Annotated in this window: 25 protein-coding genes, 2 tRNA genes and 1 rRNA gene; 17 read left to right on the forward strand and 11 right to left on the reverse strand. The window is 30.0% G+C overall.

What is annotated here, in order from left to right:
- Window positions 1-358: 358 nt before the first annotated feature.
- Window positions 359-4,480: a metallophosphoesterase gene (locus tag GvMRE_RS12700; protein ID WP_147411594.1), complete on the forward strand. Its 4,122-nt coding sequence runs from the start codon at window positions 359-361 to the stop codon at window positions 4,478-4,480.
- An 87-nt stretch (window positions 4,481-4,567) separates the two neighbouring features.
- Here GvMRE_RS12700 and GvMRE_RS12705 read toward each other — a convergent pair whose 3' ends face one another.
- From GvMRE_RS12705 to GvMRE_RS12720, 4 genes are all read right to left on the reverse strand, one after another.
- Window positions 4,568-5,260 carry a hypothetical protein gene (locus GvMRE_RS12705; protein WP_147411595.1) on the reverse strand — a complete coding sequence of 231 codons (693 nt, stop codon included), beginning with the start codon at window positions 5,258-5,260 and terminating at the stop codon, window positions 4,568-4,570.
- A 594-nt stretch (window positions 5,261-5,854) separates the two neighbouring features.
- Entirely contained in the window at window positions 5,855-7,756 is a 1,902-nt protein-coding gene (locus GvMRE_RS12710; protein WP_147411596.1) for a polyribonucleotide nucleotidyltransferase, read from the reverse strand.
- Window positions 7,757-7,915: 159 nt separating this feature from the next.
- On the reverse strand, window positions 7,916-8,329 hold the full coding sequence (rpsI, locus tag GvMRE_RS12715; protein ID WP_147411597.1) for a 30S ribosomal protein S9: 414 nt from the start codon (window positions 8,327-8,329) through the stop codon (window positions 7,916-7,918).
- 27 nt (window positions 8,330-8,356) lie between these two features.
- Window positions 8,357-8,542, reverse strand: a complete 186-nt coding sequence (locus tag GvMRE_RS12720) for an uS14 family ribosomal protein (RefSeq protein WP_147411598.1) — start codon at window positions 8,540-8,542, stop codon at window positions 8,357-8,359.
- A gap of 428 nt (window positions 8,543-8,970) precedes the next feature.
- On the opposite strand from GvMRE_RS12720, the gene GvMRE_RS12725 reads away from it, so the two are divergent.
- Both GvMRE_RS12725 and GvMRE_RS12730 read left to right on the forward strand, forming a co-directional pair.
- A tRNA-Met gene (locus tag GvMRE_RS12725) sits at window positions 8,971-9,047 on the forward strand.
- Window positions 9,048-9,128: 81 nt separating this feature from the next.
- A tRNA-Leu gene (locus tag GvMRE_RS12730) sits at window positions 9,129-9,207 on the forward strand.
- Between the two features lie 3 nt (window positions 9,208-9,210).
- Here GvMRE_RS12730 and GvMRE_RS12735 read toward each other — a convergent pair.
- Window positions 9,211-10,083, reverse strand: coding sequence for a 5'-3' exonuclease (locus tag GvMRE_RS12735; protein ID WP_147411599.1), 873 nt, complete (start codon window positions 10,081-10,083; stop codon window positions 9,211-9,213).
- 87 nt (window positions 10,084-10,170) lie between these two features.
- On the opposite strand from GvMRE_RS12735, the gene GvMRE_RS12740 reads away from it, so the two are divergent.
- Together GvMRE_RS12740 and rpsP are read left to right on the forward strand one after the other, a co-directional pair.
- A complete protein-coding gene (locus tag GvMRE_RS12740) occupies window positions 10,171-10,824 on the forward strand; it encodes a ribonuclease HII (RefSeq protein WP_147411600.1) in 654 nt (217 codons plus the stop codon).
- A gap of 430 nt (window positions 10,825-11,254) precedes the next feature.
- Window positions 11,255-11,509, forward strand: coding sequence for a 30S ribosomal protein S16 (rpsP, locus tag GvMRE_RS12745; protein ID WP_147411601.1), 255 nt, complete (start codon window positions 11,255-11,257; stop codon window positions 11,507-11,509).
- A gap of 59 nt (window positions 11,510-11,568) precedes the next feature.
- On the opposite strand, the gene GvMRE_RS12750 is transcribed toward rpsP, so the two are convergent.
- Together GvMRE_RS12750 and GvMRE_RS12755 are read right to left on the reverse strand one after the other, a co-directional pair.
- Window positions 11,569-12,153: a hypothetical protein gene (locus tag GvMRE_RS12750; RefSeq protein WP_172575430.1), complete on the reverse strand. Its 585-nt coding sequence runs from the start codon at window positions 12,151-12,153 to the stop codon at window positions 11,569-11,571.
- On the reverse strand, window positions 12,125-12,499 hold the full coding sequence (locus GvMRE_RS12755) for a DUF6980 family protein (RefSeq protein ID WP_147411603.1): 375 nt from the start codon (window positions 12,497-12,499) through the stop codon (window positions 12,125-12,127). The genes GvMRE_RS12750 and GvMRE_RS12755 overlap by 29 nt, the downstream gene beginning before the upstream one ends.
- A gap of 2,174 nt (window positions 12,500-14,673) precedes the next feature.
- Between GvMRE_RS12755 and GvMRE_RS12760 the strand changes: the two genes are divergently transcribed.
- The 6 genes from GvMRE_RS12760 to GvMRE_RS12780 all read left to right on the forward strand — a co-directional run bounded on the left by GvMRE_RS12760 (window position 14,674) and on the right by GvMRE_RS12780 (window position 18,484).
- Window positions 14,674-15,009, forward strand: a complete 336-nt coding sequence (locus GvMRE_RS12760; protein WP_147411604.1) for a hypothetical protein — start codon at window positions 14,674-14,676, stop codon at window positions 15,007-15,009.
- Window positions 15,010-15,390: 381 nt separating this feature from the next.
- On the forward strand, window positions 15,391-16,458 hold the full coding sequence (locus GvMRE_RS12765) for an OTU domain-containing protein (protein WP_147411605.1): 1,068 nt from the start codon (window positions 15,391-15,393) through the stop codon (window positions 16,456-16,458).
- A gap of 396 nt (window positions 16,459-16,854) precedes the next feature.
- Window positions 16,855-17,115 (forward strand): hypothetical protein, encoded by a 261-nt coding sequence (locus GvMRE_RS12770; RefSeq protein ID WP_147411606.1) that lies wholly within the window; start codon window positions 16,855-16,857, stop codon window positions 17,113-17,115.
- A gap of 352 nt (window positions 17,116-17,467) precedes the next feature.
- Entirely contained in the window at window positions 17,468-17,641 is a 174-nt protein-coding gene (locus GvMRE_RS14035; RefSeq protein ID WP_172575433.1) for a hypothetical protein, read from the forward strand.
- Window positions 17,642-17,804: 163 nt separating this feature from the next.
- The gene (locus tag GvMRE_RS12775; protein WP_147411607.1) at window positions 17,805-18,194 is read left to right on the forward strand and encodes an HI0074 family nucleotidyltransferase substrate-binding subunit; all 390 of its coding nucleotides are present in this window, start codon (window positions 17,805-17,807) and stop codon (window positions 18,192-18,194) included.
- A gap of 2 nt (window positions 18,195-18,196) precedes the next feature.
- Complete coding sequence (locus GvMRE_RS12780; protein WP_147411608.1) at window positions 18,197-18,484, forward strand: nucleotidyltransferase family protein; 288 nt, start codon at window positions 18,197-18,199, stop codon at window positions 18,482-18,484.
- A 34-nt stretch (window positions 18,485-18,518) separates the two neighbouring features.
- On the opposite strand, the gene GvMRE_RS14040 is transcribed toward GvMRE_RS12780, so the two are convergent.
- Window positions 18,519-18,674, reverse strand: coding sequence for a hypothetical protein (locus GvMRE_RS14040; protein WP_172575434.1), 156 nt, complete (start codon window positions 18,672-18,674; stop codon window positions 18,519-18,521).
- Between the two features lie 7 nt (window positions 18,675-18,681).
- Entirely contained in the window at window positions 18,682-18,966 is a 285-nt protein-coding gene (locus tag GvMRE_RS12785) for a hypothetical protein (RefSeq protein ID WP_147411609.1), read from the reverse strand.
- Between the two features lie 84 nt (window positions 18,967-19,050).
- Here GvMRE_RS12785 and GvMRE_RS12790 point away from each other — a divergent pair, with 84 nt between their 5' ends.
- Window positions 19,051-19,281, forward strand: coding sequence for a type II toxin-antitoxin system RelE/ParE family toxin (locus tag GvMRE_RS12790; protein WP_147411610.1), 231 nt, complete (start codon window positions 19,051-19,053; stop codon window positions 19,279-19,281).
- Window positions 19,282-19,592: 311 nt separating this feature from the next.
- On the opposite strand, the gene GvMRE_RS12795 is transcribed toward GvMRE_RS12790, so the two are convergent.
- Both GvMRE_RS12795 and GvMRE_RS12800 read right to left on the reverse strand, forming a co-directional pair.
- A 16S ribosomal RNA gene (locus GvMRE_RS12795) occupies window positions 19,593-21,121 on the reverse strand.
- Window positions 21,122-21,270: 149 nt separating this feature from the next.
- Window positions 21,271-21,525 carry a 30S ribosomal protein S15 gene (locus GvMRE_RS12800; protein WP_147411611.1) on the reverse strand — a complete coding sequence of 85 codons (255 nt, stop codon included), beginning with the start codon at window positions 21,523-21,525 and terminating at the stop codon, window positions 21,271-21,273.
- A 215-nt stretch (window positions 21,526-21,740) separates the two neighbouring features.
- On the opposite strand from GvMRE_RS12800, the gene tyrS reads away from it, so the two are divergent.
- From tyrS to rplI, 5 genes are all read left to right on the forward strand, one after another.
- A complete protein-coding gene (tyrS, locus tag GvMRE_RS12805) occupies window positions 21,741-22,862 on the forward strand; it encodes a tyrosine--tRNA ligase (protein ID WP_147411612.1) in 1,122 nt (373 codons plus the stop codon).
- 580 nt (window positions 22,863-23,442) lie between these two features.
- Window positions 23,443-23,757: a 30S ribosomal protein S6 gene (locus GvMRE_RS12810; RefSeq protein ID WP_147411613.1), complete on the forward strand. Its 315-nt coding sequence runs from the start codon at window positions 23,443-23,445 to the stop codon at window positions 23,755-23,757.
- Between the two features lie 19 nt (window positions 23,758-23,776).
- A complete protein-coding gene (locus GvMRE_RS12815; protein ID WP_147411614.1) occupies window positions 23,777-24,502 on the forward strand; it encodes a single-stranded DNA-binding protein in 726 nt (241 codons plus the stop codon).
- Between the two features lie 6 nt (window positions 24,503-24,508).
- Complete coding sequence (gene rpsR, locus GvMRE_RS12820) at window positions 24,509-24,799, forward strand: 30S ribosomal protein S18 (protein ID WP_147411615.1); 291 nt, start codon at window positions 24,509-24,511, stop codon at window positions 24,797-24,799.
- A 129-nt stretch (window positions 24,800-24,928) separates the two neighbouring features.
- Complete coding sequence (gene rplI, locus GvMRE_RS12825; protein WP_147411616.1) at window positions 24,929-25,372, forward strand: 50S ribosomal protein L9; 444 nt, start codon at window positions 24,929-24,931, stop codon at window positions 25,370-25,372.
- Window positions 25,373-25,430 lie beyond the last annotated feature (58 nt).

Here is a 25,430-nt window from a genome sequence, read left to right on the forward strand (position 1 = left end):
TTGAATTATTACTAAATAATTCCCCTCTATTAACGAGGGGGAACTTCTACTCTTGCTTCGTATTGTTGTTGAATTTGTTCTAAATCTCAACTCGATATAGCAAGTTTTTCGCATTCTCGACTAATTCTTCGAATATTTTCTATACTAACTTTTGAAACTAATAAACTCTGTTTAGCTTTAGCATTTTTTTCCTCACTATCTTCAACAACATTCCGATTGCGCTCTTTACGAGCAAAAAATAATCTTTGGTAATACTTACTTAATTAAATTATTAATAAACCAAAGAAAACAAAAAAAGTTATTTATACAAGTCTTAGTATTAATTCTGCTTTTTTTATAATTTATTAGATTAAAATCCATGAAAAATTTTTTAGATGAAGGGCGAATAAAAATTGCCCATTTAGCTGATGTTCATATAAAAGATAACCGAAGAGAAGAATATTCAAATATATTTAAGAAATTATATGCACAATTACGCTTGGAATCTCCAGATGTTATTGCCATTTGCGGAGATATATTTCATGATAAAACCAAAGCTTCGGCTCATAATTATTTGGATGTAGCAGATTTTTTATCAACGCTAACCCAGATAGCTCCAGTAGTTCTGATACCAGGAAATCATGATTTAAATGTCAAAGTGCCCGGAGGACCTGACTTAATTTCGCCAGTAGTTAGTAATCATACTATACTCAACGCTCCAAGATTTATTTATTGACGTCACTCTGGAGTATATGCAGCCTATGGTGTTATTTGAATAGTTATTGCTCCTGATGGTCTCCATCCTTCTCTAAACGAGATTGAAGAAACAGCATTGCGTTATAATCTAAAAAATACTGCCTGAATATGCTTAATTCATGAAACCATCGATGGATCTTTACTATATAATGAAACTTTGCTGAGAGAAAGAAGATTAGCTCCTAAAGATCTAGTAATTTATGATGCTGTTTTAGCCGGAGACATACACTTACAACAAAATATTGGTGAGAGTCAACGAGCTATGTACGCTGGCTCTTTAATACAACAAAATATTGGAGAATCGCACACAGGGCATGGATTTCTTGTTTGAGAATTAGAATTAAGTTCGAATCATTCACCTTATCGCACTGTATCTCCCAAAATTCGCCAAGTTAATATTCCTAACGAGCAGGGTTTTTTAAGAGTTAGGCTAAAAGCAGGACAAGATATAACCAAAAGGCCTCTCCCAACTAAACCTAATTATTACGAAATAATACATGATGAAACTACAACCCAAGAAGAACTTGCTTTTCATATGGATCTCTTGACAAAAATTTATGGAATTCCTCCCCAGGCTGTTAGACTAGAATTGCTCAATGAAAAAACTATTGAAAATAATTTTTCTGCTTTAAGCCAAGCCCAAATTGATGCCCAATCTCCCGAAACTCATCAGGAAATTATTCGGGATATTCTTGGCGAAAAACATCCTTATCTTCAAAAAGTTATAGAGTTTCACCAGCAAAATTATTCAACAATTTTAAACCAAGAAAGAACTCGAGCTCGAATTCGTCTGCTCAAATTAAAGTTTAGTAATATTTATTGCTACGGACGAAATAATTTGATCGATTTTACCAAACTAGAAAATAGTTTAAGCGGAGCAGTAGCTCCTAATCGGGCAGGAAAATCTTCTCTGATCGATATCATTGTTTTTGCTCTTTATGATGAATATCCACGAGCCGAAAAAAAGTTGAACATTATTAATAATCATTCGTCGCAATATTACTTATTGTTAGAATTTGAACTTGGTGGCAAGCGAGGCTACATAGAAAAAAAAGGGTCCGGCAAAAAAAACTTACACTCCGGCCAGTATAAATTTGTCTATGATAATCAGGAATTAACTCAAGGGACTAATACGCAGACTTGCCAAGAAATAGAGAAATTAGTAGGAACTTATGCTAATGCTGAACTTACTTCAATTTTACATCAGGATAGCCAGAAAGATTTTGTTCGGTTAAAATCTGGCGAAAGAAAACAATCTTTAGCTCGACTTTTGGCTCTTGGTTCTTTCGAAAAATTAGAGAAGGAAACAAAAGAGGAAGGTATTAAACTAAATGAAAGAGTTAAAGTGTTACAAGAGAATTTTCAGGGCAAAAAAATAGCCAAACTAGTTGAAGAACGCGAGGCTGCTATTAATTCGAGTAATAAGGAAAAAATAAAAGTTCGAGAATTAGACAAAAAAATAGAATCGCAAGAAAAAAAACACCGAAAATTTATAGAAAAAAAAGAACAATTATCAATCAACTTAGCCAGAATTCAAGACAAAATTAAAAGCCTCGGTCCTGAACTTTTCACCAACTTGAAGGAAGCCGAAGCTGAGTTAGAAAAAACCTTAAAAATGGTTAAGGTTGATAATGAATTATCTCCTTCTGACGAATGCAATGCTTATCTTTTATTCGATGCTAGTTTTGCTAATAATGTGGATTTGGATTCATTAAAAATTCCTACTCATGATGAAGTATTAAATATTGTTAATCGAGCCCAGTTAACCCAAAAAAATAAGAAAGAAAAAGAACCAGAAATTTTAGCGGAAATTACTCACTTAGAGACCGAAAAATCACGAATAAGCACTCTTTTAGAAACATCTAAAAAATGTTTACAGGAAAGCTGTCCTAAATTACAAATAGATTTTAAAACCTTGGAAATAGAGATACCTTCAATAGAGCGACCAAAAGAACAAGAATCGCCTTGGCCTACTATTCAAAAAGGTTCGAGACCTACTCATGAAGAAATATTAGAAGCTGAAAACAATTTAGTTGACTTTTGCGAGAAAAAAGACTCAGTTCGTGACGTTATTCTGAGAAACTTGGCAGTAGTTTCTAACAATTTAGTTTCTCCAATTCAAGATGAAAAAAAAGGAGAATTTGAGGGTTTACTGGCTTCGACAGCAAAAGATCAAGAAATAGTTTCTAATAAAAATTTGCTAGAAATAACCTTCCAAGCGGCTAAATTGAAATTGCAAAATGTCCAATCAGTAGAAAAAACACAAAGAAAAGATTTATTAAAAAAAGTCAAACAAAATCCATGAACTACTGCTACTGAAAATTTGCGATTTTTAGACACAATTATTTTGCAACAAGAAATCACAGACACCAAAGTAAAATTATTAGCCGCTGAGAACGCCCAACAAATGCTCCGACAATTAAAATTAAAAGCAGGTTGTTCTGGTTGCGAATATACTAAAAGCCTATTTACTGAAGATAAAGTTGAAACTATTCAAAGATATTTAGAAGATGTTCTTCTAGAATCAGCCGCTTTGGCTGTTTATAATACCCATCTTGCTGAAAAAGAAGTAAATAAATTGGAATCTGATTTACGTCAAATCGAAATTACTCAAAAAAGAGTTGAACGTCTTGCTGAAATTCAAAATCAGCGAGCAAAGATTGCTGATTATGAAGTTAGGATGAAAAAAAAAAACTACTGGCAACAAAAAATGAAATCGCTAGAAATTTTGGAAAAAGCTGCCTATTGGTGACAAGAAGATAATAAGGTTTGAAAAGAATATGATTCAGCAATTACCCAAGCAGAAAACATACGCAATTTACAGCAAGAATTAATTTCAGTTTCTCAGAAGTTATCAGAATCAAAATCTTTACTAAAAGAACTAGCACGCTTAGAAAGTGAGACTTTTCAGATGGAAAAAGAATTCATTAGTTTGAGGAAGTTAGGATTAGAGCGAGTCAAGTCTGCTTCTCAAAAAGTGGAAATGACTAAAGAGTTTATAAAAGTTCAGGCTGAACGGCAGAAGCTTAAAATTAAACACCAATTGGTGGAAGAAAAGCTAACTGAATGAAAAAGACGAATAGTTTCTTCGAAAAATGAATTAGCTGAATTACGTTTACAACGCGATAAAATTATGAATTTTGTAGCTACAACTGAATCAGAGATTAAGCGAATTGATAAATCTCTCGAGGAGGAAAGAAAGAGAATAAATTTATTAACCGAAACCCAAGAAAAAATTAATATAATAACGGCGTATCGGGGCATTTTGAATCCAAAAACCGGAATTGCGGATTATTTACTAAAAAAATCACGTTTTTATTTGGAAGATGCGGTCAATTCCGTTCTTGGAGAATGCAGAGCTTTGTTTCAGGTTTATATAAGCGATGAATTTGAATTAAGTATTTCTTCTAACAATCACTCACAGCAGCAATCAAAAAAATTACTTTCTGCGAAACTTGGCAGTGGATACCAAAAATTTGTGCTTAGCTTAGTTTTTCGGACAGCACTTTGAAAACTAGCTGAAGTTCCATTGTTAAATTGTCAATTTATTGATGAAGGATTTGGTTGTTGTGATGAAGACAATTTAGAAACAGTAATTCAATATCTTATGGCAAGCGTTTCTGCTTCCAATGCTCCACAAATTATTTTTATTGTCAGTCATGTTGAGAGGCTAAAAAATGCGATCCAACAACCTTTATTCATAAATATTGAACTTTCAGGTAGCAAAGTTAACAATGAAAATTAATTTTTTAAAATGTTATTAAAATTTAGAAAAGCGAGAGAGATTAAGATGATTTTGTTTCTAACTTTCTAATTTTTTTGAATTCTGCTTTTACTTCTCTTTTTCTACTGTTTTTTTGTTAAAATCATTTTTTTTTAAGTCAGAAACTGAAGTTTTAATCAATAACACTTTATCATGATGTTGATTTTCTGCTGCTGGATAATGAGGAGAACAAACAGTTATATTAGGAATGTTTTCTACTACACTTCTACAAATATTAGGATTGTCATCTATTACTAAATCAAAATCAGCGGTATTTTCTTTTATTCAGTCAGCTTTGGTTCTTCCTTTTTCTTCATTATCAAAGCCAATTAACTCCAAAGCACAGTTAGGAAATTTCCCAAAAGTTTCATTAAATATTTGTTTTTTTCGCGGGTCGCCATCAGGAAATTTTCTCTTATCATAAGCAGAAAGAAAAATAACTTGTTCTACCTTGTCTTCTTTGATTAGTTTTAACAGTTCTTTAGCAATAGTTAAAAAGGGTGCTTTTTGATAGAAGTCAAGAGAGTTTTTAATTGTTTGTTGTTGATTTAATTTTTCTGTGTCCTCTATTTCTGCTAGATAAGAACCATAAGGAGAATAGTTAATTCAAGGTTCTGACCATTTTTCCCAAAAGACTTTAAAATATTCAGAAAAATCAATTTTCTCGCTAACATAATTATCTTTTTTTTGCTTTTCACTTAAAGGAGTCAGTCACAAAGCATAAGGTTCGTGTGGTTGAATTACTTCATCTCAATCACACACTATCTTTAACTTCTTATTTTTATTTTTAAAATGAGAATATAGGCAATTTATAACTTTTTTATTTTCTGTGTTTTTTTTTTGAGATACCATGTAATATTATAATTTTTTCGAGATTATGAACTGATCTGTTTTTTTGTTGTTCTCATTTGTTACATGTCGCAAAATACATTGATTTAGTCAATTTTTATTAATTGCATTTTTTACCATGTTTTTTTATGTCATACTTTGTATCTAATTATAGGTTAGTACAGGAACAAATCAGAACTTATTGAATTGTTTAATTTAATTAACTGTTGTTATGTCAAAACTGTTTTGTAAAGAATTAGTGCCAAAATAGATATTCAAAAAACTTTCCAGACAATCTTTGATTTCAAACCGATAAAAATCCCTATAACTAAACTAATGACAATTGTGATAAATAACATTCTTTTGCTTATTTCCATTTAACTATTAATTCATTAATTCTTTATTAAAAAATAGTGCTTAGAAGAAGTTCGTCAATAGTAAACAATTATAACAATATTCTACATGTTCGCTAAAATCGGCTAATATTGGTAAGTATTTTTTTTAGTCGAGAGATTAAAAAAGAAATATTTAAGTTGGACCAACCATTCTTTTGATTGTCTGATAAGTTTCTTCTAGAGCATTTTCTTCTCTGTTATATACAAGCACTCAACCATTCTCCTGTATTTCGATAGTAGAATTAAACTTTTCAGTTATCTGACTAATATTTTTACCACGAACACCGACGATCAATCCTATTTTATTTTTTTCTACGTAGAACTTTCGGCATTTAATAACGTTAGTTGGTAAATATTCGCGTGAACAAGGAATATGCACCTTCATTTCTTTTAGTAAACATAATAAATTTTTAGATGATTTTTCCAGGCATTCTTTTATTATTTTTTTACTAATTCCTTCGTTTTTTATATCTAATTGTAGTGAACAAATACCTTTTTCCGTCCCAGCAATTTTGAAATCCATTTCTCCCAGCTTGTCTTCTAAGCCATTAATATCACTATAAACTTGGCCTTCAAATAACCCCAAGGCTATTCCTGCAGCAGGCCTAATCAAAGGAACTCCTGTAGTCATAAGTGACAAGGAAGTAGCACAAATAGAAGCTTGTGAAGAAGAACCATCTGAAGAAAAAACTTCAGAAACTGCTCTAATTGTATAGGGAAATAAACTGGAAGAAGGGATTAGATGATCAAAGGTTTTTTTTACTAATTCTCCATGGCCGATCTCCCGGCGGGAAATATTATGATGACTAACGATTTCATTAACAGCAAAAGAGGGAAAGTTATAATGATGAATAAAATGTTTATAAGAACGGTTGAAAATACTGTCAACTAGCTGTTTTTCACTGATTTTGCCAATGGTTATTACCGAAAGAACCTTGGTTTCTCCTCGTGCAAAAACGGCACTTCCATGGACATTAGGCAAATAATCTATCTGAATCTCTAAGGGACGAATTTGGTCAGCTTTTCTTCCGTCTAACCGCACCTGCTTTTCTTTTCAGAGTTTCCGCATTCAGTTCCGCAAACAACTGTCTCAAATTCTCTCGACTAAATTTTTTACTGTCTCTTCTCTTAATTGAGGATTATTAGCATGGTATTTTTGAGTTAACTCTTGTCGAACTTCCTTCATTTTTTTTTCTTTTTCTATTCAAGAAAGATCTGTTGCTGAAATAATTTTACTCAAAAAAATATTTCCTTCTTCTTCTAATCATTTATCATAAGTTAATATTTTCTGCTTTGTCTCTGTTTTTTTTTTAACATTCAAAGTGTTAGCGATATTCTGAAAAAATTCAATTAGTGTTTGAATTTCTTGATGAGCAAATTCAACGGCTTTTTCAAGTTCTTTTCTGTCTATTTCCTGAGCTCTCGCTTCAATCATAACAATTTTTTCTTTTGTGGCACTAACAATTAACTCTAGAGGTAAACTATTTAATTTTTCGTTACTAGGATTACAAATGAAATTTTTCTCTTCTTGGCTAACAATTACTGCTGCTAATGGAGTAGAAAAAAAAGGTAGGCTAGGGCAAAGATAGCAAACTAAAAAAGAGTTTCAAGCAGAAACTATCCTTGGATCATATTCAGAATCAAGCGAAAGAACTGAATTAACTATTTGAACTTCCTGCTGACTAGAAGAAGGAAAAAAACTACGCAGCGAGCGGTCAATTAACCGAGCCGTGGTAATAGCATCATAACTGGGTTTACCTTCGCGCCTACCAAATACATTAGGAATTCGTCCTATGGCGTAAAATTTCTCTTCAAAACTTACGGCGAGAGGAAAGAAAGAATAAACATCTTTAGTAATTCGCTTAATAGTTAAAGTTGTTAAAACGGTAGTATTACCATAACGACAAATTATTGACTTATCACTTTTACTAGCTAAACAATCAATTTCAAATATTATTTGTTTACCATTAAAATTAAATTCAAATCTATTTTTTAATCTGCTAAAAAAGGCTTTTTTAGAAATTTCTTTACTCATATGTTTATATGTTTAACTTTTGTTTATTAATAAAACAAAAAGATTGAAATTAATTAAATTATATGATGATTAAGAAAGACACATAATAAAAATTTCTACCGATAAATAAGAAAAAAACAGTAACTGCTTAAAATCAGAGTTTTGAATAGAAAAATTTTGTTATCGCTTAGAAAATTGAGTTTTTTTGCGAGCTTTTTTGAAACCAATTTTTTTTCTTTCTACTCGACGCGGATCACGAGTTAGCAAAGAAAAATTACGAAGAGTAGTTTTATAATCAGGATAAACCTTTAATAAAGCCCGTGCTACCCCTAATCTAATCGCTTCGGCCTGGCTATGAAAACCACTTCCTTTTACTCGTACAAAAAAAACATAATCTTTTTCTTTATTAAATAATTTAAGCGGTTGATAAATATCCTCACAAAGCGAGGGTTCCATATAAAAATAATCTTGGAGGTTCTTTTCTTTTCCGTCGTTAGTTCGGACTTGGGCTTGTCCTTGTCCTTCTTTTAAATAAACACGAGCGGTTGCTTCTTTTCGCCTTCCTACTCCAATATAATAGTTACCGTAATTCATTATTGTTATATGTTAAAAATTGTTTCTTTATCAAGATACTTTTTTATATCCTGGCACCCTTCCACCATAAAAATATTCTCGTAAGTCAATACGACAAAGCAAAAATCATGAAAACACTGCTCTACTTCTACCACATTCTATACAAATTTTATACCTTCTAGTAGAGAATTTAGGAGTTTTTCCTGCTTTAACGATTAAACACTTCTTTGGCATATATAATTATTTTTAGTATTGTTATTAGTATTAAACGAACGCTTTTTAGTCTATTTGTAATAATTGTTAATGATAGAATAACTAGTTAAAGTATAGTGCTTACCACTGAAAAAGTATAAAAAGAGAATTTTTCTATGTTATTCCTCATTGTTTTTCTAGTTTTATGGCAACCTAGCATAGCATTTATTTTTTTCACAAACAGTAATCAAAGCTTTAATGATGATTTGGGACAGGTTTCAGAATCTTTTCTCAATAAAATAAAAAATTTGTTAACAACAAAAGCTTTTTACATTATCTTCAACTATGATATTGATTAAATTCTTTTTTTAATTTGTCAAATTATTTTATTATCGAAAATAAAAGAAAGTTGAATTAATCTGACAGCATAGTAAAATTATTATATATTATTAATTAATGACATATTATGACGCAGGGTGGAGAAGTTTGGTAACTCGTTGGGCTCATAACCCAAAGATCGGAGGTTCGAGTCCTTCCCCTGCTACCAAAGAAACTAAAATTAGCAAAGAAGCTAAATGAAAATTTGACACAGTATAATAAAAAGTAAAAAGGTAAAATATAATAAATTGCCCGCATAGCAAAATGGTAGATGCTGCAGCCTCAAACACTGTGTAATAATGCAGGTTCGAGTCCTGCTGTGGGCACCAAATTTAATTCAATAATTTAAGTATGCTCAAAAAATTGTTATCCGTACAAAATCTTTGTAGTTCTTCATTATTTTTCCACTTTTTTCAATAAAATTCACGGATTTCATTTTTTTTTATTGATAAAGGAATATTCTCTTCTAAACTAATGATCCTCTTATTGAGAAAAACTACTTCTTGCTTGTTCATCAACAAATTTTTTATACTCTCTGGCAAGGTGTCTAATTTTTGATAAATGTTTTCTATGGTGCTAAAACATTGAATTAAAGATTTAGCGCTTACTGGTCCTATTCCTTTTATTCCTTTGATATTATCTACATCATCTCCTAGCAGACTCAAATAATCTATGTAATTTTTCGGTAAAAAGTTATATTCTTTAAAAAAATGTTCATGAGTATAGAAGGTCAATTTTTTATTGATGTACTTTAAAATACTAGTGTTTTCGTTAATTAACTGCATCAGGTCTTTATCACGAGTAAAGATGTCAAAAATTAAGTTAGGGTCAATTTTTGTAATTTGATTGATAAAAGAAGCAATTAAATCATCAGCTTCAAAATTAGTTAGTTGAATGTAAGAAATATTTGTTTTTTTTAACAATAACTTAAACATTTTCATTTGTTCTCATAATTCATTAGGCATTTCTACTCTTTGAGCTTTGTACTGAGGAAAAATTTTTTTTCGAAAATTAGTTCCACCACCATCAAAGAATACTATCAACCTCCGATAGTCATTTTTTTTTAGAACACTTATTAATACTCGTAAAGAAAAAAAAATTGTCCCATTGGTTATTTTTCAAGACATTTTTTGAGATATATGATAAGAGGAATAGAGTAGATTGTTACCATCGATTATCAAACATCTTTTTTTTAATTGTTTCATAATTGTTTCATAATGCTTTTTAAATATACTCTGCTAATCATTTCATTTAAAAAAACACGAAACAGAAAAAGATAAAAAAAGTTTATTATGACAAAAAAGAGCCTAGATTTGGAATTAAATTTTTGAAAAGATTATCCTATGATTGCCGGTATTGACGAAGCAGGACGAGGAGCACTAGCAGGACCTATAATAGTTGCAGCAGTTATTTTACCAACTGGTTTTAAAAATCCTCTAATTCAAGATTCGAAAGTACTTAGTCCAAACAAACGAGAAAAAGCCTATCAAATAATAAAAAAAGAATCACTAGAATACACTGTAATAGCGAAGAATGTTCGAGAAATAGAAATAAAAAATCCTCTTGAGGCAACTAAGGAAGCTATGATAGAAACTATTTCACATCTAAAAATAAAACCTGACTTGATTCTAATTGATGGAAAAGAAAAAATAATGATAGAAGGATTTAAAACTATAAGTATTATTGGCGGTGATCGTCAATCTATCAACATTGCAGCTGCTTCCATTATTGCTAAAGTCACTAGGGATACTTTAATGCGAAAACTACATGTCGAGTATCCTTTTTATAATTGATTTGAAAACAAAGGTTATCCAAATAAAACTCACTTAAGCGCAGTTTTTAATTATGGAATATGTGATCTACATCGAAGAACTTACGAGCCGGTTAAAAGTTTGTTAAAACCAAATTGTGATAAAAAAAAATTACACGCAAGATATTGCCTCTAATTTGGGGGGTTTTTTATGTTACTAATTACTCTATATATTGCAATACCAAAGGTTAGTGCTCCGTAAAACGTGCTAAGAAAGATCATTGAATCGGCTAATCAAGAAACCAAATTTTTTTTTAAATACTCATAATTATAAACAGCGAATAAAGGAGTCAAAAAAGGATGAATAAAGTTACGAATAAATCATCACATTGAATGAAAAGCTGAGTTTAGTTTTTGTATTATAATTTCTTTAATCATATTATTATTTTTATGTTTCTTAGCTAGTTTTTTTTTAGGTTTTAATATTTCTAAAATCTATATTTAAGATGCTTAAAATGGAGGCTTCATTAAACATATTAACTATCTGAGCTCCGCTTAAACCTTTAGTCATTAAAAATTGCTTCTTTCTAAAACTAATTAAAATTAATAATATACACGAGCGATAAATGATAAAAATCCGTTTAATCCCTAAAGGTAAAAAAGATCAACGTTCCTACTGAATAGTTGCTGTTGATGCAAGAAAACCTCGAGACACTGAATCATTTATAGAAAAATTAGGTTTCTATTGCCCGAGCAGTCCAAAAACCGGAGAAGAAAAAGTAAATTTATATGATAAAGATAAAATAAAAAAGCGTTTGTCGTGAGGTAATCAACCAACAGATACGGTAGCAAATTTGTTAAAGAAATATCTTCATTCATAGCAAAATTTTTGAATTAAAATAAAAAGCGAATGAGAATAAAATAAAATAAATATCTTTTATTACTTTTTTGTCAATTCTAATCACAAGTTGGGTACCAATCTATTTGCATAGATAATCAATTTTTCTAAACTAAATTTATCTATTTCATAGCTCAAGAGATCCTTCATCTCCCCCTCGCTTATTTGAATTTTTTTTGCAACTTCTTCTATTGTAAAGTTACAATTCATTTCTTCGATAATTGTTCAATAAACTTCGAATTTGAAGCTGTAAGCAAGCGTCAGAGAATCAGAAAAAACCAAACGTTTTGTACTGTCATAATGCTTTCTTAAGATTTCTCTTCGTAATTCTTCAGAAATTTTTTCACTTCAAATTTGTTTTTTTAACGGACTTTCTTTTACTTTTAAAGCCATTTTATACCTTTCTTTTAACGAATTATTTATATTATCTTTTAGTAATTTTCCACATCAAGGACAAAAGTTAATGCGAAAAGCAGAGTTATCAGAAAAAAAGTTTGGTATATAAAAAAAATTACTCTTCTTGTCATATCCTAAATAAACTTCTTTTTCTTTTATTACTCAGGAGAGATAATCACAACAAAATGTTTTTTTTAGCATTTTATAAACCTCTTTTTTTTCATCACTCATCAGATTTAAATTCTTTAGGGACATTATCTACCCATTCTCCATTTTTGCCAACTTCAGGTTCTATATTATATTCTTTTTCTAAGATGTTAAATCATTCGCTACGAAGTTCCTTAGGAAACTTCTTTCCACATCAAGGGCAGTTTTTTATTACATGCGCCGAAGAACTATCATAAATTCTTTCTATATAGAATTCACGAAGTACTCTGTCGTAATGAAGACGAGAATCATCTTTTTCTAATCGTAACTGCAAAAAATTGCAACAGAATTTATCCTCTAAATTTTTAATTTTTTTTAAATTTTCTGAATTTGATGAATAAAATATATCACCTATCAATACTCGATTCATGATTTAATTTTAATTAAAATCTAAGAGGTTGATGGCCAGGATCAGGACCTTTATTAATAAGCTAGTTTATTAAGTTTAACACTTTTGTTAATATCTAAATCAGTTAAGTAATTATAAGAGCAAGCTAATTTCTCTAAATTGACAAAACCGTTCAAATTTAAAGAACCTTATAGACCATAAAAAGTAATATCTAATGTAGTTGTCTTATTTCTTGTTTCTTTGGAATAATTTGCATCTAATCAAACTTGGGCATTTGCCATACATTTTATTAATTTTAGGGGAAAATTAATTTAAAGATTGTAACCTTATACAAGAATGAGAAAGACATTAGATTAAAAAGCGGAAATTAATTTTTTGTAGCATAATATATTACTTTACCAATAATTAATGTCAGTTGATTTCCTCTAAACCTTTGCTATCTAAGAGATTTAGATTTTTGAATACTGACATTTAATTCTAACATTGTAATATTATTGGATAATTAGGTTTTTTTTAGATTAGTTTGTTCTTAGTTCAGCTGATTTTTAGTAATCTTTGATTTGTTCTTATCTTTATATCGCCAATTTTATTTTTTTACTGTTTCATAAACAAGCAATTTTTTTTTATTGTGTAAAATGGCTTATCAAACGAAAAAATGTTCAGACAAAACGTAAAGTAATTCGCTTTAGAAGAGCTTTATTTTATTATATTTTAGAAAATTAATAGAAAAAACACGGAGCGTTTATAAAGATTATGTAATAAAAAATGGCTAATTATCATACTGTTTAATATAAATTTCATTATTTAATACCTTTAGGTTTTTCGATTTATTTTATAAAAAAAAGGATTTTTTAATTAAAATGCGTTTTATGTTGTTGCTAGTCATTTTTTATTTTACTACTTTCCTCAATTATTCTTATGCTTATCTCGGCTTTAGTTTTTACGAGCAAAAGATTATTCGAAAGCTAAAAACAAATCCCTATCATAAAAACGAAGTTACTTGCAAAATAGACGAAGGCGCTTATTGTGAGCCAAATTCTATAGGATCCTCGGGGATTATTTTTAATTGCATAAGATACGATTCTTATGGTAGATTTCAGTACACAAATATCGTATGCAAAAGTGAGTTCTTTTGTGAAGAAACTCAATGTTATAATTCTGAAAACGAAAAAACGCATGCATGCGCTAAATGTTTTAGTAGCTATTAAAAAAGTATTAGTAAAAATATTTTATTTTTAATTTATTATTTTTTTAACCCTAAATAGCGTAGAATTCTACTGTTAGAAATTGGATAATTATTTCATCCATTAGGCAAGCTAGTTTGTTTACTAATACAAATTCCTTGTAGATATTTCGAAAGCAACGTGTCAATGTTTTTGTCAAAGGAAAAAAATATGTCATGGTAAAAATCCACCCGTCTCTTTCATCTTTCTTTTTGCATCTAAAAAAGTCTATACATGTACGGTAAATTGAACTTGATGTCAAAATCAATTTCTGGCAATAACTAGAGAAAAAGTTATCTAAATATATTAGAATTATGCATGCTTCTTTGATAATTTTTTATCATGATTAATTAGTTGTTTTTATTTTACATCTTTTGCTAGTAGACTTCACATTCGATTATGTTTTTTTCTTGTAATTCCCTTAATTTTTTCTCCTTTTCTCTAAAACTTATTCACTATGTCTGTTATTTCTATTTCTCAATAATGACTTCACTCGTGAGAAAAATCAGTAACCAAAGAAAACAATTCCTAATAAACCTCCCACTATGAAACCAAAAATCCCAACTGGACTTCAATTGGAGCCAAACTTTTCATTAAAGATTTCAGTTACTTCATAAATTCAAGCAATCTCTTCTCCGTTATCTATTTTATAGTTATAGGCTATTCTTTTGGGATTATTTTCAAGAGCTTTTTGAAGATGTTTATAATTTACTGCTTTCTTTAAAACTCAAATTTTTATTTTTGTTTCTTTAAGAGCTCTTAAATACTTTTTTTTGTTTGTTTCAGAAATACTATTAAGAGAAAAACAGAAGAATAAATGAATTTATATTATGATACTATATGTTTAATAAAAAGCATAAGAAAAAAAACTTAATCATTGCAATGATTATCTTAATGTTTAGCTTTATAAATTTTATTTTAATTCTTACTTGCGCGTATAAGTGTTCCAAAATTAGGAAGCAAAAAAAAGAATTGAAGATAGAAATTGGAGAAATTAAGAAATTGATCTCAAAAAAAAACGCAGAGATAGAGAAATTAAAAAACGAAGGACTAAATGAAGAAGAATTAAAATTGGTTGAAAATGAAAAGTATACTTATATGGCGGCTAACAAAGGAATCAACGATGTTAATAGTGCTGCTGACTTAGAGCAAATTGATAAAGATATTTTGGCACTAAAAGGAAATATAGAAGTATATGAGAAGCGAAAAAAAAATCATCCAAAATTGACAAAAATATTAAACCTTTACATTGATATTTGCAAAAGAACAAAAATAAGGTATGAGGAAATTAAATCAATAAAACAATAAAAAAAAAGCGTATATAGGGTAGCTGTAAGGATGTTTACAAGCAATTTTTTCTTTAACCGTGATGTTTTATATTTTTTTTACTTAATAAACATTAAATCTGAATTTTAGACTTGATGTTCTTCTTTTAGAATCATCGGTAAATTTTCTTAATTATTTTGGGTTTTGTAACTACAAATTTTTGGTCATTATCTTTTCAAGTTTTTCTCTGATTGAAAAAAACAGCTTCCTTATTAATGAGAAATAAAATAATTTATGTTAAATTTTGCACCAAATTTTATGAAAAATAAAGTAAATAAAGTTTACAGGAACGTTTTTCTAGCAACTTCTCTTTTTGTTTTTCTATTTCTGACTTTATTAGTAATAATCTCTGTTTCCTTGACTATGAAAAGAAGAAATGATAAGAATAAAAAATACAGAGTTTCTTCTAAATTTAACGCTTTGAAAGAAGTAAAAAACCAAGTAAAATCCGAAATCCAGTTAGCAATGAAAAATAATGAAAATATTATTAAAGTTGAGGAATTATTAAAAGAGTTAGCAAAAAAACATGACTGTAAAGCTAATGATCTAAAAAAATATCTTAACGATGCTAATGATTTGGAGGAACTAAGAATTCGAAAGAATAATATTATTAGCATTATTAACAGCTTAGAAAAAAAACCTATTTTACCAAAATCTTTTTCTAAAGCCCCTTACGAATCTAATGATAATTTGCATAAAAATAGAAAAGAATGAAAAACGGTTCTTTACGAAATAGAAAATTTTCTTGGTAACAATCCAAAAAGTTTACAAGAAATAAAAGAGTGAATACTAAAAAAGGAATATCAACCGTTAGAAGGAATAGATTTGAGGGGAATAGAAATAGACAGACTTAGACTACAAACTAATTATGGAGTAATATCGGGTTTAGTAAATCTAACTACTTCGGGGTCATTAGAAGATTTTAATTTGGCTAAGAAATACAAAGATTACGTTAAATTATCTGTTGCTGCAGATGGCAATTGTTTTTTACACACCTTTTCAATGTTTTTGACCGGTGAAAGTAATGTAGACATAACTATTCGTTTAAGAGTTGCATTATGTCTGGAAATTATGGATAATGCTGAAATATATTTTAAAAGTCAACTAAATGAGAATGATGAAGAAATAATAAACGACTTGAAAAATACAATAAGGCAAGAAGAAATTACTCAAAACCGAAAATGATTAAGCAGTGAAATCATAAAATATCTAGCTTCTGTTTTGAAAAGACCGTTGGTTTCAATAAATAGATATTCTTTTAATGACACTCATGGAAAAAAGTGAACTCAAATGCAGTTTTATGTTTTTCCTAATGATATTGAAAAATATAGAAGCGCTTCGCGTTTCGATTCTATTCCTGACAAATATTCAGAAGAATGAGTCGTTTATAACAGCGGTATGCACTTTCAACCTTTGATATCTCTAAACTAATAAACTAATACCTGTGCCAAGGCACTGATATTTTTAAGAAATGAACGTAAATAAGGTTCAACAAACAAAGTTGAGATAACAAGACTTAAAGAGTTTCAAAGAAATATAAAAACAATATGATAAAAACTCGCAACATAATCTTGTTTAGTACCTGTATTGTCTTAGGTTTCTACATTAGACATTGAAGTCGAACAGGAACTGGACAATTTAGAAGACTAAATGAATTTTTTACTAATAAATAATATGTCAGGAATAACAACTCTATTTTGTATAGGTTTAGCTGTTTTGATAGGCTTTTTAGCTCAGCAAACAGCAGAAACCTTAATCAACACTTACTTAATTTTAATGCCCTTTAACATCAAAACCATTTCTTAACTTAAAAACAAATAAAAACATATGGTAAACCTCGGAATTAAAGACGCTGTCAAAGACTGAATGACTGACAAATACGAAAACTGAATAAAACAGCTCATTGAAAAGAAAACCCAAGAATTAGAAAACTTGGTTTCTCAGCAAGTAAACACTCACAGCCAAAAAGCCAAAGAGACTGCTTATAAACCAGTCAATTACTATCAAAACCAGCCTACTTTTTATCGAGGACTGTTTTGGATTGCTATTGGCTTACTGATTGTTTTGTGAATAGTTAGTGGGAGTTAGAAATATCATGACAAAAGAATTAATCATTATTACCCTAATAATCTTACTAGTCTACTATTACCATCAGTAAAAATATCAACCGAACATTATCGATAATAGTTCTGAGATCAAAGATTTAGAAAGACAAGTCCAACATTACCAAAAACTTTATCAGAATAGAGTAGCCAAAGACTTAGGATTGGAAAATAAATCCATACAAATCCAAACTGATGATATTTTGGGAGATGATAAAGAAACCCAGACTTCTTTAACTAACGACAATGTAGATAAGTTGATTAATCAGTAAAATCAAGTCGCTGAATGAGCTAAGGAGCAAGGAATAGATACTAATCAGAAATGAAATTTAGGAATATTGAAAAATAAGTTAGAACAAGAAATTAAGGAATTAGAGGAAAAAAATAACCAATTAAAAATTAAGCCTCTTACTTCTTCTCGGGATACTCACTGAAACTGATGAAGAAAAAGAGTTATTACAAAAAAAATATCAGGAACAGTTAAGGAAAATCAATCTCCTTTTTGATCCTAACTCTGATAATTATGAAACTATTGATTTTAATGGACTATATGAACTATTGAAGAATGTAGCAGAGAGAGAGAAGGCCAAAAGTAGTTGATGATGAAAGAAAAAGTAATGGAGTTTGCTTTACTACTCCTAAAAGAAGTAAAGGAAATAAAATTAAAGTATAGACATGGCTAAGAAAAAAATACTTGGTAAAATTGATATTCAACAATTGATTTCCACTCGTGATTTTCTTCATCAAGCTCTTTATGAAGCAGAAAGTAAACTAGAAATTGCTGGAACTATCCAAGCTTTTGAAGTTTGTTACGAACTGGCTTGAAAAACTTTGAAAAAAGTTTTAAATCTAAGAGGAATTGATGTTTTTAGTCCACGAGAGACTTTTCGTTTAGCTGCTCGAGAAGCATTAATTGCTAATCCAAAAAATTGGTTTGATTATGTAGAGAAAAGAAATATTACAGTTCATTCTTATGAAGATGAAATAATGAAAGTAGTTTATCCTGTTTTACCAAAATTCCTAAAAGATCTTAATTCACTAATTAAAAACTTGGAAAAACTCTAATCATGACTAAGTTATCAATAAGTAATTCAGATAAAAAAATACTAGAACAAATTCTAAGTAAATATCCTTATCGTTTTTATGCTTATGGTTCAAGAACAAAAGGAACTGCTCGAAAGTATTCAGATTTAGATCTTTGTTATCAAGAAGAAATTCCTAGTTATGTACTAATTGAAATTAAAAAGGACTTAGAAGAATCAAATCTACCCTTTATAGTTGAACTAGTTAATTGAAAATACATGAGACCCACCTTTCAAAAAATGATAAAAAAGGATCTACTTCCACTTTCTTAGCAAATATTCTTAATCAGTCCTTACTTTAAAGCATTTACTTTTTTTTAGCCTTTGTTTTCACTGAATAATTCAAACTCTCTAATTTCTTTTCCACTTCTGTTTTTCTTTTTCTTAATTCTCCTAGTTCTCGAGTAGATTTTTGGAGTTCTTTTCCTTCTTTGCTTTCAACTACTTCATCTTTTTTTATCATTAGAAGCTTATCTTATCGAATTCCTTAGTTCCTTTTTCTTTCTTTCTAATCGCTCTATTTTTCGTTCAAGATTTTTAACCTTACCACTTTCAGAAGTAATACTTAAAAGACTTCATATAGCAGGAACAGTAAAGATTATAAAGGCAACCCATCAACTTTTATTATCCTGAGCCAAATAACCAAAAAGTAAGCAAAATCCTATACTTCCACCTAATAATTCTCAACTAAGAGTCAGTTTTTTCGTTCATCTTCCTTGTTTTTTTTTTTGTATTTCCTGCTCAACTTCTGTCATTTCTAACCTTATTTTTAAATTAACATTATAGGAGGAATAGTTATTATTTACTTACTATTTAGCAAAAAGAGAAAAAACTAAATAATGATAAAATCTTTCAAAGATAAGTATACACAACAACTTTTTGAAAGAAAAAGAGTATTAAAATGAAAGCATATTGAAAAATTAGTTTGAAAGGCTTTACAATATTTAAACCGAGCTGAAAGCTTACAAGACTTAACAGTTTTTTCTGGACTTCGTTTAGAAAAACTAATAGGGAACCGAAAAGAACAATATGGTATTAGAATTAGTAAACAATATCGAGTTTGCTTTTAATTCATAAAATCTAATCCTGCTAGTTTCATATTTATAAGTATCAGCATTAGTCATATTTACAAAGGCTTGGTTACTCTTTGCTATCTCTTTTTCTAATCTTCAGTCTCTAAGCAACATGCTAATTTTGTCAGCTTGGATAGAAAAAGGTATTCCATATACTACCATAGTAGCTTACGAAAAAAAAAAGAAGAGATTTAAATAGTCTATTATTAAAGAAAATTAAAATGACTTAAAATAACATCAAAAGTTTTTAAAATTTTAAATCTGAGTAATAATTTATAGCCTTTCAAAGCTAGGCAGAACCTTTATATATATTTTATTTTCCATCCGCAGATTCCCCTACGGATACCTTGTTACGACTTAACCCCGATTACCAATCCTACCCTTGTCAGCCGCATCCCTTGCGGGTTAACCAACTGGTTTTAGGTACTACCGATTTTCGTGATTTGACGGGCGGTGTGTACAAGACTCGATAACGTATTCACCGCAACATGGCTGATTTGCGATTACTAGCAATTCCGACTTCATGGAGGCGAGTTGCAGCCTCCAATCCGAACTGAGGTTAGCTTTTTGCGATTGACTCCCCCTCGCGGGTTGGTAACGCTTTGTACTAACCATTGTAGCACGTGTGTCGCCCAAGGCATAAGGGCCATGACGACCAGACGTCATCCTCTCCTTCCTCCTGATTACTCAGGCAGTCGACCTAGAGTCCCCAACTTAATGCTGGTAACTAAGTCTAAGGGTTGCGTTCGTTATAGGACTTAACCATACACCTCACGGCACGAACTGACGACGGCCATGCAGCACCTGTGTTCGGATAACCTCCGCTAGGTTTCTCTAGTTTTGCCGAACATGTCAAGCCTTGGTAAGGTTCTACGCGTTGTATCGGATTAAACCACATGCTCCACTGCTTGTGCGAGTCCCCGTCAATTCCTTTGAGTTTCACTCTTGCGAGCGTACTACCCAGGCGGAGTACTTAACGTGTTAACTAGCGACACTGAAAATTAATTTCCAATATCTAGTACTCATCGTTTAGGGCGTGGACTACACGGGTATCTAATCCGTTTTGCTCCCCACGCTTTCGTGCCTCAACGTCAGGGACAGACTAGTTAACTGCCTTCGCCTTTATTGATGTTCTTCTATATATCTACACATTTTACCGCTCCACATAGAGTTCCGTTAACCTCTTCTGCCCTCTAGCTTGACAGTATTGCTAGCTTCCACAAGGTTGAGCCTTGATTTCCCACCAGCAACTTATCATGCCGCCTACGCACCCTTTACGCCCAATAATTCCGGATAATGTTTGCCACCTATGTCTTGCCGCGACTGCTGGCACATAGTTAGTCGTGACTTTTTGCTCAGATACAAGCTTTTAGGAGTATACCTGAGTAAAGAAGTTTACAATCCATAGACCTTCTTCCTTCACGTAGTATTGCGTGGTCAGGGTTTCCCCCATTGCCAACAATTCCTCACTGCTGCCTCCCGTAGGAGTAAGGACCGTGTCTCAGTTCCTTCGTGGCCAATCAGCCTCTCAGCCTGGCTATGCATTATTGCCTTGGTGAGCCATTACCTCACCAACAAGCTAATACAACTTATCCTTATCAATTAGCGAAAGTCCGAAGACTTCCTTTCCTTTGGCCGAAGCCAAAGGGTATGCAGTATTAGTTAGAAGATCCTTTGCAGGACCTTTCCAACACGTCCTCCACTAATTGGCAAATAAGATAAGCATTACTCACTCGTTCGCCGCTAAAAGTGATATTACTAACACTTTCCGCTCGACTTGCATGTGTTAAGCATACTACCAACATTAATCCTGAGCCAGGATCAAACTCTCAAAAAATTGAACTGCAAGAATTCACCTGCAGGCTTGGTTCTGCCTAGTTTTCAAAGATACTCTATTAAATTGTTTTTAACAAGGATAACAAGTAACCTATTTGTTTGGAAGCGATACCAACAATGTTATAAATGTTTCATTATATTATTTTATTCTTAAGATTTTAGAACCTTTAATTCTTTTTTTAATCTTTCATAGATATCTGAGTCATACCTTTTTAAGTATTGAAAGAACTTTTTCTCTTTAGCTACTTTTTTTTCTAATGCTCTTCCGGTAGAAACATCTTTTTTGTTATTTTTCAAATGAATTCATTCTCTTTTTATTTTTTTTCTCAACAAGATTATTTGAAGAGCAACAGAACCGGTATCATTTTTATGAAGCCTAAAAATTTCTTCAATATTATTCATCATATATTATTATTTTGTTAAGTAAGCAATTCTAACCCTTAATTAGCAAGAGTTTAAACAATCATAGTCTTTATCAAAATTATTTATAAACATACTTCGTTCTATCTATTCACTTTATTAATACTATTTTAATATATTGTTATGCGCATGGGAGAAACTTAAAAGTAATATTAAATCTTTCTTTAGTTAAAAGTGAGTTAAAATTAGATTAATGGATAATGTCAGACAGTTTAAAATTAAAATCTTTTTTTTACGATTTACAAAGTCGTAAAATAATTGCTAATCACGCTAATTTAAACAACTTCTTTCAATTAGAACCTGTAGAACCTGATGAAAAAGTAATTTACCTAGGAATAGATTGCACGGGTGAAAGATTACATATCGGACATTTATTTCAACTCATCCAAACTATTCGCTTTGCAAAAGAGGATTTTACAGTTCTATTAGTTTTGGGCGGAGCAACCAGCAAAATCGGCGACCCTAGTGATAAAGATAAAGAACGACCTTTATTAGAGGAAAAACAAATTGAAAATTACCAAGAAAAAATAAAATCGCAGTTAGAAAGAATATTAATTAAACCCAAAAAAATAGAAAAGATAAATCTTTCTCCTTTAGAACAATTTTACCAAGACGACCCAGAACTGTTAAATAGCATCTACCAAGTGCTAAAAATAAATAAGGAAGACAAAAAAGAAAAGCAATGAGAGGATTACTTATGATATATTTGACCTTTAAAAGAAAACACCAAATTTCAGATTTTAAATAATAAAGACTGATTGGAAAAAATGAATTTCATCGATTTTTTGCGGCAAACTGGCAAACACTTAACCGTTGCTTACTTATCCAGCAAAGAAACCATTAAAAAAAGAATTGATACCGGACTTTCTTTTTTAGAGTTTAGTTATCCACTTATTCAGGCTTATGATTTTTATTATTTATATGAAAACTATAATTGTCGAGGGCAATTAGGCGGGAGCGACCAGTGGGGCAATTTAACCACAGGTTTAAAATTAATTAATAATTTTTATCCAGAACATAAGGCTTTCGCTTTTAATTTTCCGTTGCTGACTGATAAAGACGGGAAAAAGTTTTCTAAAAGCGAAAAAGGAAAAAAAATGCTCTGATTAAATAGTGACAAAAAAGATTTTCGTAATTTTTGACAGAATATGGCAGACGAACAAGTTCCAATCTATTTTCAACAGTTTACTTTTTTAACCGAAAACCAAATAGCCGAATTAGAAAAAATAATAGTGAATAACCCACCGCAGTTACGGATCGGGCAAAGAATACTGTTAGAACTAATGTGATTTCTTAACCGTGGAGAAAGATATAAAAGTTAGAAAAAAATCAAGTAATTAATGTGCTGTTTTGTTTACTGTTGATAGAAAATCAGAATAAGCATTTTCTCTGAGCGATATGTTCAGTAATTATACTTGATGGGGGAAACGAAGTAATAAATGTAACGAGAAGTATTAAAGAAAAGTGTTATTTAGTTAGTTCTTTTAATGGGTAGTCAGGACAAATAACTTTTAGTCCTTTGGTAAATACTTCTACTCCTACATGAACATCTATTAAAGGAAAATAAATGGTTTTACCCTCTCAAATCTCATATTTTTCTGTTGGGGCTTAATGTCTTTATGTCCTCATTCTTTAAATCAGTTACTTTTTTTATCTTTTATCCTAAAGACTAGGAGAATATTCTCTTCTTGTTGGTCTATTTTTAAAAAAACTCTACTGGGAAAGTGGTTATGCCTTGGAGGGTTGATGGTTGTTTAAGCTAGTATCTGTCTTATTGTTGAAATTTACTTTTTTTAGTTTTATCATATCTTTTTGTCTGTATAAAAGCAAAAAGCATGGTTCTAAAAATAGTTCTGTATATTAAAATAAATTAATCATACATATCGTTCAGTAATATTTATTATGGAAGAATTTCACTATGAATTGTTGTGTCTTTTAAATGAGAAAGAAAAAAATAAAAGTAAACTAGAGGAATTAATTAGCAATATCGAAAATTGTCTTGGAAAAGGAAGCATTAAAAAAATTGAAGAAAAAGATTGAAGACCAGCTTATAAAATAAAGAAAATGAACGAAGGTTACTATATGCTTATTTACTTTAATTCCAAAAAAGAAAAGGTCGAAAAATTAAAAGAAACTTTTCTACAATTTGTTCCCAAGGAATTTCTTAATCGTTATAAATTAATCAACTTAACTAATATGAAAATAAGGATAAAATAGTATTAAAAAATATAAGAAAATGTTAAATAAAATTAGAGTAATTGGCGAAATCTTGTCAACAACAACAAATACAGAAAAGCAAGAAGAAGAAAGAACTAACGACACAGGAATTGAGTTAGAAAAGAAAATTATTGACAAAAGTTTGGCTTATTTCAGTTTATTAGTTCTTAATCCTAGTAATTCTTTGACTATATTAAGATGTGAAATAAGAGGAGAGAAGGCTAAGAAAATAGGAAAAGAAATTGGAAAAGGAGAAGTTGTAGAAGTAAAAGGGTACTTACGTAATGAAAAATTTGGTTTTCAAATAATAATAAGAGTAGTTGAAATAGATATAAAGCCTCGAGATACTATTAACGTTAATCAGGTGCAACTCTTAGGGAGAGTATTTGATTTTGATTTTAGAGAAAATGAAGAAAAAAGTAAATCGAGACTAGATGTTAGAATTTCCGTTCCTCGCGATAAAAATCCTTTGCCTTCTTTTTTTTGCAATATTAGAGGAGAGTTAGCTCTCGAAGCTAACTCAAAATTAAAAAATAATGACATCGTTATTTTTGAAGGATACTTGCAAACAAAAAAATTAGTGAATGGAAACAATATTTCCAGAAAATCTACTGTTATTTGCCAGGCTTTTACTCTTTTAGATAGTGATTCAGCAAGTCAATTCAGTAGCAACTTAGAGAATTTCACTCGAGTGTTTAAAGAAGTAGAAAAAATTGATTTTGATAAACCAAAAGAAAAATATTAATAAAGAATGTCAAGAAATTTCACCAGTCGATCAAAAAAAAAAATCAGTCACAAGACTGATTTTTTTGTTAGTAAAGGTATTGAATATATTGATTATAAAGATATATCTGTTTTGAGTAAATTTATTAACAATCAAGGACGTATCGTTCTACGTAAAAATACACTGTTAACCCAAAAAACACAACGTCGAATAAACAAAGCTATTAAGACAGCTAGACAAATGGCTTTATTGCCTTATTCAATTAAAGAGACTAGAGAGATAAAAAAAGAAAAAGATGACAAATTTATCGAAAAATAAATAGTCATGCAAATGGTTATTTAATATTTTTTTTCATAAAAATCGCATATATATTTTGCTTTAGCAATTATTATTATCATAAAAGCATTTGATAAACTTTTAGCATACATATTTAAATTAACAAAAAGAATGAAAAAACTAGAAAAAGTAATATTTCTTTCAACAATTGGTGGTGAGAAAGGAGATATAAAAGTAAAAAATCTTCGCAGAGGATTTATTGTCAACTATTTATTGCCAAAAAAGAAAGTTTTGCTAGCCAATAAAAAAAACCTTTTCTGATTAGAAAATCAAAAGAAAAAAAAAGATAATTTGGTATTTGAAGAAAAAGCGCAAGAACTATACAAAAAAATAAACAATTTTTCTCTTACGTTTATTTTGAAAAAAAATAATAAAGGTAGGGTTTTTGGTTCAGTTAGTTCTAGGGAAATTTTATCTGAGCTGAAAAAATCAGATTTTAGTTTTAAAAAAAATCAATTGTTGGAATTTTGTCCACTTAATAAATTAGGCGAAAACATGGTAAAAGTAAAGTTAAGTAATAAACTCGTTGCTAATTTAAAAATAATCATTAATTAACAAAAAGTGCTATGAATAAATACTTTTAACTTTCTACTAATGAGTTTAGCAAAGCAAG

The sequence above is a fragment of the endosymbiont GvMRE of Glomus versiforme genome (assembly GCF_003546845.1).